This is a genomic window from Candidatus Thiodictyon syntrophicum, from assembly GCF_002813775.1.
In the GTDB taxonomy this organism is placed as follows: Bacteria; Pseudomonadota; Gammaproteobacteria; order Chromatiales; family Chromatiaceae; genus Thiodictyon; species Thiodictyon syntrophicum.
On sequence record NZ_CP020370.1, the window covers coordinates 5,530,331 to 5,545,117 of the forward strand.

The 14,787-nt window shown below is 66.0% G+C and carries 12 protein-coding genes; 5 read left to right on the plus strand and 7 right to left on the minus strand.

The features are described from left to right. Window positions 1-151: 151 nt before the first annotated feature. From rodA to THSYN_RS23475, 5 genes are all read right to left on the minus strand, one after another. Window positions 152-1,276 carry a rod shape-determining protein RodA gene (gene rodA, locus THSYN_RS23455; RefSeq protein ID WP_100921268.1) on the minus strand — a complete coding sequence of 375 codons (1,125 nt, stop codon included), beginning with the start codon at window positions 1,274-1,276 and terminating at the stop codon, window positions 152-154. Further along, complete coding sequence (gene mrdA / locus THSYN_RS23460; RefSeq protein ID WP_100921269.1) at window positions 1,266-3,140, minus strand: penicillin-binding protein 2; 1,875 nt, start codon at window positions 3,138-3,140, stop codon at window positions 1,266-1,268. The genes rodA and mrdA overlap by 11 nt, the downstream gene beginning before the upstream one ends. Continuing rightward, window positions 3,140-3,628 (minus strand): rod shape-determining protein MreD, encoded by a 489-nt coding sequence (gene mreD, locus THSYN_RS23465; protein ID WP_100921270.1) that lies wholly within the window; start codon window positions 3,626-3,628, stop codon window positions 3,140-3,142. The genes mrdA and mreD overlap by 1 nt, the downstream gene beginning before the upstream one ends. After that, entirely contained in the window at window positions 3,625-4,461 is an 837-nt protein-coding gene (gene mreC, locus THSYN_RS23470) for a rod shape-determining protein MreC (RefSeq protein ID WP_236848664.1), read from the minus strand. The genes mreD and mreC overlap by 4 nt, the downstream gene beginning before the upstream one ends. 338 nt (window positions 4,462-4,799) lie before the next feature. After that, window positions 4,800-5,846, minus strand: a complete 1,047-nt coding sequence (locus THSYN_RS23475) for a rod shape-determining protein (RefSeq protein ID WP_100921271.1) — start codon at window positions 5,844-5,846, stop codon at window positions 4,800-4,802. 530 nt (window positions 5,847-6,376) lie between these two features. Between THSYN_RS23475 and THSYN_RS23480 the strand changes: the two genes are divergently transcribed. The 5 genes from THSYN_RS23480 (at window position 6,377) to THSYN_RS23500 (ending at window position 11,241) form a co-directional block, all read left to right on the plus strand. Beyond that, window positions 6,377-7,330: a Uma2 family endonuclease gene (locus tag THSYN_RS23480; protein ID WP_100921272.1), complete on the plus strand. Its 954-nt coding sequence runs from the start codon at window positions 6,377-6,379 to the stop codon at window positions 7,328-7,330. A gap of 254 nt (window positions 7,331-7,584) precedes the next feature. Further along, entirely contained in the window at window positions 7,585-7,872 is a 288-nt protein-coding gene (gene gatC / locus THSYN_RS23485; RefSeq protein ID WP_100921273.1) for an Asp-tRNA(Asn)/Glu-tRNA(Gln) amidotransferase subunit GatC, read from the plus strand. After that, window positions 7,872-9,329: an Asp-tRNA(Asn)/Glu-tRNA(Gln) amidotransferase subunit GatA gene (gene gatA / locus THSYN_RS23490; RefSeq protein WP_100921274.1), complete on the plus strand. Its 1,458-nt coding sequence runs from the start codon at window positions 7,872-7,874 to the stop codon at window positions 9,327-9,329. Before gatC ends, gatA begins: the two co-directional genes overlap by 1 nt. 92 nt (window positions 9,330-9,421) lie before the next feature. Next, complete coding sequence (locus THSYN_RS23495) at window positions 9,422-10,570, plus strand: AAA family ATPase (protein ID WP_100921275.1); 1,149 nt, start codon at window positions 9,422-9,424, stop codon at window positions 10,568-10,570. Next, window positions 10,567-11,241: a DUF4276 family protein gene (locus THSYN_RS23500; protein ID WP_100921276.1), complete on the plus strand. Its 675-nt coding sequence runs from the start codon at window positions 10,567-10,569 to the stop codon at window positions 11,239-11,241. Before THSYN_RS23495 ends, THSYN_RS23500 begins: the two co-directional genes overlap by 4 nt. Before the next feature lie 93 nt (window positions 11,242-11,334). Here THSYN_RS23500 and THSYN_RS23505 read toward each other — a convergent pair whose 3' ends face one another. Together THSYN_RS23505 and parE are read right to left on the minus strand one after the other, a co-directional pair. Continuing rightward, complete coding sequence (locus THSYN_RS23505; protein WP_100921277.1) at window positions 11,335-12,456, minus strand: FIST signal transduction protein; 1,122 nt, start codon at window positions 12,454-12,456, stop codon at window positions 11,335-11,337. A gap of 376 nt (window positions 12,457-12,832) precedes the next feature. Further along, complete coding sequence (gene parE, locus THSYN_RS23510) at window positions 12,833-14,719, minus strand: DNA topoisomerase IV subunit B (protein WP_100921278.1); 1,887 nt, start codon at window positions 14,717-14,719, stop codon at window positions 12,833-12,835. Window positions 14,720-14,787 lie beyond the last annotated feature (68 nt).

A 14,787-nucleotide genomic window follows, 5' to 3' on the forward strand; every position in this document is an offset into this window, starting at 1 on the left:
TTCCCCCCGTAGGCGTAGGGTGCGCCGTGCGCACCTGGAGCGGCTGCGCTTCACCGCAACGCTGTGGGTCGCGGCTGCCGCCATGGTGCGCACGGCGTACCCTACGCGATATTTTACCTTCAGTGTATCCGCAAACTCGCTCAATTCAAAGCTATTTGCGATGGGTCTGAATCCCCATGAGAAGACCGAACCCGACCATCAGCGTGACCATGGAGGTCCCGCCGTAGCTGATCAGGGGGAGCGGGACCCCCACCACCGGGAGCAGGCCCGTGACCATGCCGGTGTTGACGAAGACATAGACGAAGAACACTAGCGACAGGCCGCCGGCGAGCAACTTGCCGTAGGTGTCCGGGGCCTGCACCGCGATGCGCAGCCCGCGGTAGATGATGAAGAGGTAGATGACCAGCAGCACCAGGATGCCGGTCAGCCCGAACTCCTCCCCGATCACCGCGAAGATGAAGTCCGTGTGACGCTCCGGCAGGAACTCCAGGTGGGACTGGGTGCCGTTGAGCCACCCCTTGCCGTGCAGGCCGCCGGAGCCGATGGCGATCTGGGATTGGATGATGTGGTAACCGGTGCCCAGCGGGTCGGACGTCGGGTCCAGGAAGGTTAGTACACGCTGGCGCTGGTAGTCGCGCATGTGAAACCACAGCAGCGGCGCCAGGGCCGCCGCGGCGGCGCCGACCATGAGGATGACCCGCCAGCTCAGGCCCCCGATGAAGAGCACCGTGATCCCGGCAGCGGCGACCAGGATCGCGGTGCCCAGATCGGGCTGTTTGGCGATCAGGACCACCGGGATCAGGATCAGCAGCGTGGCCGCGAACACCCGCGCCAGGCGCGGCGGCAGGGACCGGTCCGCCAGCACCCAGGCGACGGTCATGGGAACCGCGAGCTTCAGCAGTTCAGACGGCTGAAAGCGCAGCGCACCCAGCGCGAGCCAGCGCTGGGCGCCCTTACCCACGTCGCCGACCAGGAGCACCGCCACCAGCATCAGCACCCCCGCCACATACAGAGGAAGCGACCAGCGCCGCAGTTGGTAGGGGGGGACTTGGGCCACCGCGAACATCAGCCCGAAGGCCAGGGTGAGCCGCACCAACTGGCGCTCCACCCCGCCGAGGTCGCGGTCCATCGCGCTGAACAGCACCATCAGACCAAAGGCGCAGAGCAGCAGCAGCCCCGCCAGCAGCGGGGCATCGATGTGCAGGCGCGTCAGCAGTCCGGCGTCACCCGGGTCCGCCAACTGGTGCAGCCCTGCGGCGACGGGCCTAGTCGCCATCGACCACCCCCGGATCGGTGATCAGGGTCGAACCGCCGAGCCAGGCATCCATGACCTTGCGCGCCACCGGCGCCGCCACCGTGCCCCCGTGTCCGCCGTTCTCGACGATCACCGCCACCGCGATCCGCGGGTCGTCCGCCGGGGCAAAGGCGACGAACAGCGCATGGTCGCGCATCGTCTCGGTGAGCCGGGCGGCGTTGTAGGTCTGGTTCTTGCCCAGGGTGAAGACCTGGGCGGTCCCGGTCTTGCCGGCGATCCGGTAATCGCGGCTGCGGATCCCCTTGGCCGTTCCGCGGGGGCTCTCCACCACCTGGGTCATGGCGTGGATGATCTGGTCCCACTGGGTCGCGTCGCCCGCCGCGATGGTGCGGGAGAAGACCGGCAACTCCTGGGCCCGCGGCGCGCCCGGCACCTGGGCGGCGCGGGCCACGCGGGGCGCAAGGAAGTGACCGCGATTGGCCAGGGTGGCGGTGGCCACGGCCAGTTGCAGCGGGGTGGCCAGAAAGGCGCCCTGACCGATGCCGACGATCAGGGTCTCGCCGGGGTACCAGAGCTGCTTGCGCACCTGTTCCTTCCACTCCCGCGAGGGCACCAGCCCGCTCAACTCGCCGGCCACGTCGATGCCGGTGCGGGCACCGAATCCGAACGCGCCCAGGTAATCCTTGAGGCGCTCGATCCCCAGTTCGTGGGCGAGAACATAGAAATAGACGTCGCACGACTGCACCAGCGCGGCCTCCAGCGCCACCGCCCCGTGCCCGCCGCGCCGCCAGCAGCGATAGCTGTGACTCTGACCGGGCAGCCGGTAGTAGCCAGGGCAATAGGTGGTCTTGCGCGCATTGGTCACCCCCGCGGCGAGCCCGGCGAATCCGACGAAGGGCTTGACCGTGGACCCCGGGGGATACTGACCACGCACCGCCCGGTTGTACAGCGGCTTGTCCGGGGAGTAGAGCAGGGCGTGATAGTCGGCACTGCCGATGCCCTCGACAAAGGGGTTGGGGTCGAAACTGGGCTTGCTCACCAGGGCCAGCACGCCGCCGGTGCGCGGGTCGATGGCCACCACCGCACCGCGGTTGTCACCCAGGGCCTCGGTGGCCGCGCGCTGCAGGGCGATGTCCAGAAACAGGTGCAGGTCCTGCCCGGCGACCGGGGACTTGCCCTCGAGCGTGCGCAGCACCCGGCCGCGCGCGTTCACCTCCACCTGCTGGTAACCGGCCTGTCCATGCAGGAGCCCCTCATGGTACTTCTCCACCCCGCCCTTGCCGATGAAGTGGGTGCCGGCATAGGCACTGGTGTCGATATGGTCCATCTCCTCCCGGTTGATGCGCCCCACATAGCCCAGGACATGGGCGGTGAGTTCCCCGTGCGGATAGCTGCGGATCAGCTCGGCGCGCACGTCCACGCCGGGGAAGCGATAGCTGTCGAGCGAAAAGCGGGCCACCTCCTCCGGGGTCAGATTCAGCCGCAGGGGCACGCCCTGGAAGCGCACCCGCTGACCCTTGAGGCGCCTGAAACGCTCCCGGTCCTTGTCATCGACGCGGATGATGGCCGCCAGCGCATCGATCGTCGCGGACAGGTTCTCGACCTTCTCGACGGTAATCTCCAGCGAAAAGGAGGGGTGATTGTCGGCCAGGACCACACCCTTGGTGTCATAGATGAGACCGCGGCTGGGCGGGACCGGCTGGACCTTCACCCGATTTTCCTGGGACAGCACGGAGAAGTGCTCGTGGTCGGCGATCTGCAGGCGCGCGAGCCGCACCACGACCAATGACAGGGCCGCCAGGACCAGGACCGCGGCAACGATGGCACGCGCCCCCACCAGCCGCCACTCGCGCTGCCGATCCGCCAGATGGGAGTCCAGGCGCATCAAAAGAGCCCGGCCCGCCGCCCCAGATCGCGCAGCACCACGAAGACCCAGGGCCACAGCAAGGCGCCCAGGAAGGTCGGCGCCCAGTAGATCAGGGTGGGCATCGGCTGCCCGGTGGCCTCCAGCACCCACAGATACAACAGCCGCTCCACCAACAGCAACAACCAGACGAACAGGGTCTGTTGCCACAGGGGGAAGGTGCGCACCCGCTGGTGCAACTCCACCACCACGTAAGCGATCACCGCGAGCCCCAGGGCGTGGTGGCCAAGCAGGGCGCCGGTGGTCACATCAAGCACCAACCCGGCCGCGAAGGCGGAGAAGACCCCCACCCGTTCGGGCAGGGTCAGGCACCAGAAGATCAGGGTCAGGGCCGCCCAGGGGGGGCGAAACTCATCGATCCAAGCGGGCATGGGCAGGATGCTCAAGAACAGCGCGACGAGCAGGCTCCCCCAGACCACGCCGCCGCCGCCGCGCTGCGGCTTGCTCATGGCAGGTGCTCCGCCGCCGGCCGCGCGCCGGGCGCGGCCCCGCTCAGGGCGTCCTGACGCTGATCAGGGCTCAGGGTCCAGACCAGCAGGACCTCCCGGCTGCGGTCGAGCCGCGCCATGGGCTCCGCCTTCACGCTGGTGAATGGGTTATCCGGCGCGTGCCCGACCGAGGTTACGCGCGCCACCGGATAGCCCGGCGGGAAGCGTCCGCCCAGCCCGGAGGTCACCAGCAGGTCGCCGACCTGGATATCGGCGTTCTTCGGGATATACAGCAGGTCCAACTCGTGGCCCAGCCCGGACCCGGCCGCGATGCTGCGCAGCCCGTTGCGATTGACCTGGACCGGCAGGGCGTGGTCCAAGTCGGTAATCAGCAGGACCGTGGCGGAGAAGGGGTTGATCTGGATCACCTGCCCCATGACGGCATTGGCATCCAGGACCGGCTGCCCGACGAAGACCCCGGAGTTGCTGCCCTTGTTGATCAGGACCTGCCGGCGATACTCGGCGAGATTCACGGCCAGGATCTCCGCGATCAGGACCCGCTCACCGATCTTGAAGGAGGACCCGAGCAGGTCGCGCAGGCGCATGTTCTCCGCCTCCAGCGACGCGAGTTGCTGGGAGCGCGCGCCCAGGATCAGGTTCTCACGGCGCAGGCCGTCATTCTGATCGCGCAACTGCCGCGCGTCCGCCAGCCGGTCCTGCGCCTCGCGGGCATAGTGCACCGGCAGGTCGGCCAGCAATTGCAGCGGATAGACCAGCACCGCCAGGGCCGAGCGCAGGGCGCCCAGGTGCCGGCCGCGATGATCGGCCACGACCAGCCCGATGGCCAGGAGCACCGCCAGGATCACCCGGAAGGTGGGGGACGGTCCATGTAGAAACAGGGGTTTGATAGCGGTGCCCCTCGGGCAGGCGATGCGGACCCGGGCGTGCCGCGCCCGCAACGGCCCAGGTAAGTAAACGCCACAAGCGGCAAGTAGGGGCCTTAGACCGTCGCGTCGGACACGCTGGACTGATCAACCCAACCAGACTCAAGAAGATAATTTAGCCGCAAATAAACGCCAATGAGCGCAAATAATGCGCTTGCGACCCTATATGTGCCGCCGGGCTCCGACCCGGCACAATACCTTAAGTGCCGCGGCTATTTGCGTTAATTTGCGTTCATTTGCGGCTAAATTTACTCAGTGGAGAAGAGGTCCAGGCCCCGGGTGTCGAGCATATCCAGGGCCTTGCCGCCGCCGCGGGCGACACAGGTCAGGGGGTCCTGCGCCACCACCACCGGCAGCCCGGTCTCCTCCTCGATCAGGCGGTCGAAGTCGCGCAGCAGGGCCCCGCCGCCGGTCAGCACGATGCCGCGCTCCGCCACGTCCGAGCCCAGCTCCGGCGGGGTCTGCTCCAGGGCCGACTTGACCGCCCCGACGATGCCCGACAGGGGTTCCTGGAGCGACTCCAGGATCTCGTTGCTGTTGAGGGTGAAGCTGCGCGGGATGCCCTCGGCCAGGTTACGCCCGCGCACCTCGATCTCCAACACCTCGTTGCCCGGGAAGGCCGAGCCGATGGCGTGCTTGATGCGTTCCGCCGTCGCCTCCCCGATCAGGGTGCCATAGTTGCGGCGCACGTAGTTAATGATCGAGTCGTCGAAGGTATCGCCGCCGATGCGCACCGAGTTGGAGTAGACGATGCCGTTCAGCGAGATCACCGCCACCTCCGAGGTCCCGCCGCCGACATCGATCACCATGGAGCCGCGCGCCTCGCCCACCGGCAGCCCGGCCCCGATCGCCGCCGCCATCGGCTCCTCGATCAGATAGACCTCGCGCGCCCCGGCCCCGGCCGCGGACTCCTTGATCGCGCGCCGCTCCACCTGGGTCGAGCCGCAGGGCACGCAGATCAGCACCCGCGGGCTCGGGCGCACCATGCGCGCCTCGTGCACCTTGTGGATGAAGAACTGGAGCATCTTCTCGGTGACGGTGAAGTCGGCGATCACGCCGTCCTTGAGCGGACGGATCGCCGTGATGTTCTGGGGCGTGCGCCCGAGCATCGCCTTGGCCTCCTCCCCCACCGCCACCACCGTCTTGGGGCCCCCGGCGCGCTCCTGGCGAATCGCCACCACCGAGGGCTCGTTGAGCACGATGCCCTGGCCGCGCACATGGATCAGGGTGTTTGCGGTCCCCAGGTCGATCGCCAGATCGGTGGAAAAAATGCCACGAAAACGTCTGAAAAACATCAGGTCTTTACCTTGAAGAAACGGGGGCACGGCGCCCGCTCGACCCGGGGGCCGGGGTGCATCCGTTGGGGTCCGCTGGGGAATCCGCTGGGGAGTCCATCAGAAAAGAGGGCGGTAATCTAACAACGTAGCGCGCAGTCGGCAAGGCGGGGCAGTCCGGGGTCGGCACACCGGCCCGGCGGCCCTCCCCGCGGGACGGGGTGCGCAACCCCGTCCCGAACGGTGGTGACCGAGATCCCGGGTACGTTGTCGTTGTCGTTGTCGTTGTCGTAATCGAACAATCCGACCACGATTACGACAACGACGCCCGGCGCGTGGGAACGTCCGGTAGCTGCAGGATACGTATCGCGTACCCGGCTCCGGCGGTCGCCGGGGCTTGGCGGGTAGGCGATGCCTACCCATCCGGCGGGACGGGGTTTGCAACCCCGTCCCGAACGTTTTCCTTCGGTCCCTTGCCGGCCTCCGCGCCTTCGGTCGGCGGGACCCGTGCTAGGCTATATTGCTAACCGCCACCGCTCCGGGAGACGCCCATGTCGCAGACCGCCCTTGCCGAACCGCGTCGCACGCGGCCTGAACCGGCCGGTGCCGCACCCCCCTCTGCCGCCGGCCGCTACGTCTCGGAGGAGGAATACTGGCGCGACTACTACCTCGACTCCGACGTCCACTATGAATGGAACAACGGGCGTCTGGAGGAAAAGCCGGTGTCCAACTATGAGACCTTCCTCGTCTACCAGTGGTTCATGCTGCTGCTGGAGCACTTTCTGACCGCCCGACCCATCGCCAGGATGGTCGCGCTGGAGATGGGCTTTCGGCTGCCACTGCCGACCGGCACCGTCATCCGCAAGCCCGATTTCGGCGTCGTCTGCAACGACAACCCGCAGCCGTTGTTGCCGCTCGATGCGTCCTATCGCGGCGTTTTCGACCTCTGTGTCGAAGCCCTGTCGGATCAGGAGCGCCGCGACATCCTGCGCGACACCGTGGTCAAGAAGGCCGAGTATGCCGCCGGCGGCGTCCCGGAATATTACATCCTGCACCGCGCGCCCGAGCAGCAGGCGTTCTTCACCCGCACGGCAACGGGCGTCTATGTCCCCATCGCACCGGACGACGGCGTCATCCGCTCACGGGTCTTGCCCGGCCTGCAGTTTCGCGTAGCCGACCTCTGCCGCCGGCCCGCACACGAAACGCTGCGCGATGATCCGGTCTACGCCGCCTTCGTGCTGCCCGGCTGGCGCGCGGCCGAAGCGCATGCCGCCGCGCAGGCGCAGGCCCGACGCGAGGCCGAACAGGCTGCCGCCGCGCAGGCACAGGCCCGGCAGCAGGCCGAACAGCACGCCGCCGCCGAATCGAACCGTGCCGACAACGAGTCGCACCGCGCCGCCGCCGAGGCACAGGCGCGCCGGCAGGCCGAGCGGCGAGCCCAGGAGGCGGAGCAGGCACTTGCCCGGCTTCAGGCACAACTGGCAGGCCGCAACGCTGCGCAGTGACCGGCCCCCGGGCGGCACGGCAGCGAATACTCTGTGCAAAGTCAGCCCAGGCCCCGGTGGGGGCGGCTTGAGCCGCGACCCGACCTTACAAGCAGCCGCGGCCTCGTCGCGGCTGAAGCCGCTCCCACGGGGGATGCGCGGCCGTGCGGCCCGCGTGCCTCTGCCCTGCCCCTATGGTACTTTTGCCGCTTCACGCACGCGCCCGCCGCTCCCGTCGGCCGGCCGTCCCACCTACGCCTCAGGACCCTCACGCAATGGCACTGGATCGATCCGACGTCGAGAAGATCGCGCACCTGGCGCGGCTCGCGGTCAGCCCCGCGGCCTGCGACCGCTACGCCCTGGACCTGACCAACATCCTGGACCTGGTGGCCCGGATGGACGCGGTCGACACCACCGGCGTCGAACCCATGGCCCACCCGCTGCACATGACCCAGCGGCTGCGCCCGGATCGGCCCACCGAGCCCGATCAGCGCGAGCGCTTCCAAGCCATCGCACCCCAGACCGAGGCCGGGCTCTACCTGGTCCCCAAGGTGATCGAGTGATGCACGACAAGACCATGACCGAACTAGCCGCGGGGCTGCACGCCGGGACCTTCTCAAGCCGGGAGTTGACGCGCCACTACCTGGAGCGGATCGCGCGCCACAACCCGAGCCTCAACGCCTTCATCACCGTCGCCGCGGAGTCGGCACTGGCCGCCGCCTCGCAGGCCGACCAGGCGCTCGCCGCCGGCACCGCCGGGCCGCTGACCGGCATCCCCATCGCCCACAAGGACATCTTCTGCACCGCGGGACTGCGCACCAGTTGCGGCTCGCGGATGCTCGACCGCTTCATCGCCCCCTACGACGCCACCGTGGTCGAGCGCTTGGCCGCCGCCGGGGCCGTGGTGCTCGGCAAGACCAACATGGACGAGTTCGCCATGGGCTCGTCCAACGAGACGAGCTGGTACGGCCCGGTGAAAAACCCCTGGGACCAGACCCGGGTCCCCGGCGGCTCCTCCGGCGGCTCCGCGGCGGCCGTCGCCGCCCGTCTGTGCGCCGCCGCCACCGGGACCGATACCGGGGGGTCCATCCGCCAACCCGCGGCCCTGTGCGGCATTACCGGCATCAAGCCCACCTATGGGCGCTGCTCGCGCTGGGGCATGATCGCCTTCGCCTCCAGCCTGGACCAGGCCGGCCCCATGGCGCGCACGGCCGCCGACGCCGCACTGCTGCTCCAGGCCATGGCCGGCTTCGACCCCCGCGACTCCACCTCCCTGGATACCCCGGTGCCCGACTACGCGGCCGGATTGGACGCCGACCTCAGTGGGCTGCGCATCGGTCTGCCTAAAGAGTATTTCGGCGCCGGGCTCGATGAGCGCATCGGTGCCGGCATCCAGGCGGCGCTGTGCGAATACGAACGCCTGGGTGCCCGGGTGGTCGAGATCAGCCTGCCCAACAGCGCCCTCTCGGTGCCCGTCTATTATGTCGTGGCCCCCGCCGAATGCTCATCCAACCTCGCCCGCTTCGACGGCGTGCGCTATGGACACCGCTGCGAGAATCCGCAGGACCTGGAAGACCTCTACAAGCGCAGCCGCGCCGAAGGCTTCGGCGCCGAGGTCCAGCGCCGCATCATGATCGGCACCTATGTGCTGTCCGCCGGCTATTATGACGCCTATTATCTCAAGGCCCAGAAGGGCCGCCACCTGATCGCCGACGACTTCCGCCGCGCCTTCGAGCAGGTCGACGTCATCATGGGACCGACCAGCCCGACCACGGCCTTCCCCATCGGCGCCAAGATGGACGATCCGGTGGCCATGTACCTGAACGACATCTATACCATCGCCGCCAACCTCGCCGGCCTGCCCGGCATCTCCATCCCGGTCGCCGCGGTGGACGGCATGCCGGTCGGGTTGCAGATCATCGGCAACTATTTCGATGAGGGGCGGCTGCTCAATGTCGCGCACCGGTTGCAGCGGGAGACGGAGTGGCATTTGGGGGTGCCGCAGGGGTTTGAGATCTGAGCAATAGCCATCCACTGAGCGCAACTGCCGACACTGTCGGCAGCGCGAAGACGGAAAAGATAAATTTCTAACTCTACACGCAATACACCACTATGAAAATCGAACGGTTCCAATACCACAACAAGGCTCTGCAATGGGAACTGGAGCCCGTATCTTTTTCAGACTTGACACTTCTCGTCGGCATTTCCGGAGTCGGCAAGACGCAGATTCTTCAGGCCCTTCTTAACTTGAAGAGGATCGCCGAAGGAAAATCGCGGAATGGGATAGAGTGGAATGTCGAATTCTCTACTATCGAGGGACACAAATATCAATGGACGGGCGAGTTTGAAACACAGAATCGAATTTTCTCAGATGAAGTCACGTTCCTGCCTGACAACGATGAAGGCATTCGCGATAAGCCCGCAATCATCGCAGAAACGTTAGTCAAAGATGGGGCTACGATTGTCACTCGAACACCCGATGACATCTTTTTCCTTGGCGAGAAGACTCCTAAACTTTCGCCAAGCAGCAGCATCATCAGCCTATTGAGCGAAGAGGAGAGTATTCAGCCAGCCAGCAACGCTTTCCGTCGAATCATTTACAGCGACCAATCGGTCCAGCGCTCTCTCCGCGTCCTCGACTCGAAATTCGATAAGCTGGCGGCTAAATACGACACACTGGCGCAGATCCGCGAAAGCGATCTGGACACACAGACGAAGCTTGCGCTTGTTTACAGGAATCATGAAGAGGTCTTTAGTCGCATCAAGAACCGATTCCTGGATATTTTCCCTCAGGTCACGGACATCAAGGTTGAGCCGCGGGACAACTCAGAAGACATGCCCGCATTCTTCGCCGACATACCAATCCTCCAAATCAGGGAAGACGGAGTAAAAAACTGGATCGAACAAGACAAGATTTCCTCGGGAATGCTTCGGACGATAATTCACGTTGCAGAAATGTACCTGTGGCCAGACGGCACGGTGATTCTGATTGATGAGTTCGAGAATAGCCTGGGGGTCAACTGCATTGACGTTATCACTGAAGATCTGCTGCTCAACAACCGCAGACTTCAGTTCATCCTAACCAGCCACCATCCGTACATCATTAATAATATCGGCACCCGCTACTGGAAAGTCGTGACGAGGAAGGGCGGGATAGTGACGGCACATGACGCATCATCCCTTGGCCTTGGTGAATCCAGCCATGACGCCTTTATGCAATTGATCAACAGCGACAAGTACCGGGACGGCATCAACGGATGAACGCCTACATCCTCGTGGAGGGCAAGCGATGCGAAAGAAAACTCTATCCCGCATGGCTATCGGCTATTGCGCCACATCTGCAACAAGTCAAAGACCCGAACAAGATCGCAAGCAATAACTATTTCTTGTTCAGCGGGGAGGGTTACCCGTCAATTCTCGATGTACACCTGGGAAACGCCATCCGCGACATTGAGAAGGTGGGCCGCTTTGATTTCCTGATTGTTGCACTGGACTCGGACGAGGATTCAGCAGCGGCCAGGGAGGAGGCCGTAATTGCAGCCGCAGAAAACGCTACGCCAGCGCTGACGACCGCCACCCTGGAAGTCGTCATACAACACCGTTGCATAGAAACCTGGCTGCTGGCAAATCGTAGGATATTTGTCAGAAACCCCGAGAATTATGAGCTACGGAATTACATTGAACATTACGATGCCCGACAGTTGAACCCCGAAGAGATGCCGAAACCACCGGAATTCAACACCCACGCGCAATTCCACTACGCATATCTGCGGGCCATTTTTGAAGAACGAAAGATCAGTTATACCAAGACCCGACCGGGAGAGGCGGCAACGTCGGCCTATCTTGAACAGATCATGAGCCGAGCGAAAGACTGCCCTGATCACATCCAGTCGTTTTCGCGATTCCTGGACATTTGCAGAAAACTCTCCTGAATCAAGTTTGACGCCGCCAAAGTGATGCCATTTCAAGGGCCGCTTTCCGGCGGCCGACACCAATTCGTGGCGGAGGCCACAGCACGGCGTTAATCAGGTAAACAGCGTCAATACCCCCGTATAGCCATAAAGCCGGTCCCGGGAGATCTCACCATTGGCATAGAAGCCCACCAGGGGGAAATCGCCCAGGGTGTCGCGGATCTGTCTCAGCTCGGCGGAATCCGGGCCGAAGAGGTTGACGCCGCGCCCCAGACAGGTGCAGTAGACGCCGCCGCGGGGCGGCCCGGTGAGGCGGCCGGCCAGGGCCTTGAGCATCCGGTCCAGGTCCTCGCGGGCGGTGCCGGTGTCGCGGCGACAGAAGATGAGGCTGCGGCCCTGCTCCATCAGGTCGCCGACGGCCACCAGGCCCTCGGTGGGGTCCAGGCCCACCAGGTTGCGGACCAGATAGTCGCCGGTGTCGGAACCGGTGATCGGCAGCCCGACGAAGATGTAGCCGCCGATGCGCATCAGGTCCCGGGACAGGACCTCGCCGATGTCCTCCTTGAGCACGTCCAGAGCCGGCCGGCCGTCCAGGGTCATGACGATGTTGCGCTGCGCCTTGGTGATGGTGCGGTGGGGGCCGATGGGGGAACAGCCCTGACTCAGGCGGGTGAGGAGGCCGACCCCCTCGGCGAAGAGCACGCCGGAGAGCCCGCCCTGGTGCAGCCCGTTGGCGATGGTGTAGGTCGTGCCGCGGGAGCTGGCGAGCCCGCCGACCAGGAAGCCGGCAGCGGTGCGCTGCGCGAGCGCCTTGATCAGGTCTTCGCTGACGCCGCTCGTCGGGTCCCCATGGACCAGGCCGAGGTTGGGGCGGCGCTCCGCGATCCACTCGCCATGGCGCGCGTCGAAGGCGTCCAGGTCCTCATCGACCAGCCCCGGGAAGACCCGGAAGCCGTCGGGAGGAAACTCCCCCAACATCAGGGCCGCGGCCGGCTCCTCGTAATACTCGGTGCCGGTGGCGCAGATGCCGATCCCCACGGCGCCGACCCAGGCGCGCACCCCGGTCGCGTCCTTCAGTTGGGCGAGCAACTCATCGAGATCCTCCGCCAGCGCGTCGGTCACGTAGAGAAAGCCCAGATTGGCGGCGGCGGGGACCCGTGCGAGCTGGTCCAGACAGGCGTCCGCGATCTCCCGCCAGTCGTCCCCGGCGGCATGGGCGAATCGGAATGGGTGCATGGGGCAGGAACCTCAAGCTGTGCGAACGGTCAGCGGCCCTGGTCAGGAGTCCGAAGGTCGGCCCGGCCGCTGGGACTCTACGACGCTGGCCTGACGCTAACACCGGCGCGGACGGCGGGCAAGCCCCGGCGCGATCCCTGGCGTCGATCAGCCGCTCCGGGCCTGGAGACAGCCGATGTCGATCAGCTCCTGGCCTGGAGTGGGCGTGTCCTCAATGCCCACACGCTCGCGGAGGTCTTCGCGGACGATCCACTCTAGTGCATTTCATCGTTACCAAGCTGGAACTCGGTAACCGAATCCACCAGATCATAAAGAGAATCGAACCACCACGGAAACCTCCAATTTCATTAGTGCCTTGCCGGTTCGATTCTCTTATTCAAACCTCCGCCAGGTCCCCCTTCTCCTGCAGCCAGGCACGCCGGTCCGCCGCGCGCTTCTTGGCGAGCAGCATGTCGAGCAGGCTGGTGCTCTCATCCGTCGCCTCGATCGTGAGTTGCACCAGCCGACGGGTGTCCGGGTGGATGGTCGTCTCGCGCAATTGCGCCGGGTTCATCTCGCCCAGGCCCTTGAAGCGCTGGACATTGACCTTGCCCTTGATCCGTTCGGCCTCGATCCGGTCGAGGATGCCCTTCTTCTCGCCGTCGTCCAGGGCATAGTAGACCTGCTTGCCGACATCGATCCGGTAGAGCGGCGGCATGGCGACGTGCACATGCCCCTCGCTGACCAGGCGTCGGAAGTGCTTCAGGAACAGGGCACAGAGCAGCGTGGCGATGTGCGCCCCGTCGGAGTCCGCGTCGGCCAGGATGCAGACCTTGCCGAAGCGCAGCCGGGTGAGATCATCGCTGCCCGGGTCCACCCCGATGGCCACCGCGATGTCGTGGACCTCCTGGGAGCCCAGCACCTCCGCGGCGTCCACCTCCCAGGTGTTGAGGATCTTGCCGCGCAACGGCAGGATGGCCTGAAACTCCCGGTCGCGCGCCTGCTTGGCGGAGCCGCCGGCGGAGTCACCCTCCACCAGAAAGAGCTCGCTGCGGTCCGGGTCCGTGGAGGTGCAGTCGGCGAGCTTCCCCGGCAGGGCCGGCCCCGCGGTGATCTTCTTGCGGGTGACGGTACGCCCGGCCCGCAGCCGCGCCTGGGCGGCGGTGATGGCCAGTTCCGCGATCCGCTCACCCTCCGCCGTGTGCTGGTTGAGCCACAGGCTCAAGGCGTCCTTGACCACCCCGGAGACGAAGGCGGCGCACTCGCGCGACGACAGCCGCTCCTTGGTCTGACCGGAGAACTGGGGGTCGATGAGCTTGACCGAGAGGATATAGGCGAGCCGGTTCCAGACGTCCTCCGGGGCCAGCTTGACGCCGCGCGGCAGCAGGTTGCGAAACTCGCAGAACTCGCGCACCGCCTCGGTCAGCCCGCTGCGCAGACCGTTGACGTGGGTGCCGCCCTGGACCGTCGGGATCAGGTTCACATAGCTCTCGGTCACCGGCTCACCCGCCTCCGGAGTCCAGGCCAGGGCCCAACTGGCCGCCTCGTTGGTGCCCTCCATGTCGCCGACGAAGGGCACGGCGGGCACCGTCTCGCAGCCGCCCAGGGTCTGGACCAGATAGTCCTTGAGCCCGTCCTCGTAGCACCACTCGCGCTCGTCCGCCGCCGCCTCGTCGCGATATCGCACGGTCAGCCCCGGGCACAGGACGGCCTTGGCCTGCAACAGGTGAATGAGCGGCTTGGGGGCGAACTTGGGGGTGTCGAAATACTTGGGGTCCGGCCAGAAACGCAGCCGGGTCCCGGTGCGCCCGCGCGCGACGGTGCCGACCGGCCGCAACGCGCTCGCCTTGTCCCCGTGGGCGAAGGTCATCTGGTATTCCTGTCCCCCGCGGCGCACCCAGACCTCCAGGCGCTCGGAGAGCGCGTTGACCACGGACACGCCCACGCCGTGCAGGCCGCCGGAGAAGCGGTAGCTCCCGCCGCCGAACTTGCCGCCGGCGTGGAGCTTGGTCAGGATCACCTCCACCCCGGGCATCCCCTCCTCCGGGTGCATATCGACCGGCATCCCGCGCCCGTCATCGGCCACCTCCAGCGAACCGTCGGCGAAGAGCACGACCTCAATGCTGCGGGCATGGCCGGCCAGGGCCTCGTCGACGCTGTTGTCGATGACCTCTTGCGCCAGGTGGTTGGGGCGGGTGGTGTCGGTGTACATCCCCGGGCGCTTGCGCACCGGGTCGAGGCCGCTTAAGACCTCGATCGCTGAGGCGTCGTAGTTGCCTGTCATGGGCCTGTGGCTGATCCTTAGGTAGCGAATGGGCGGCGGCCGAGGTGTGACGGGACGCGCCTGGTTCG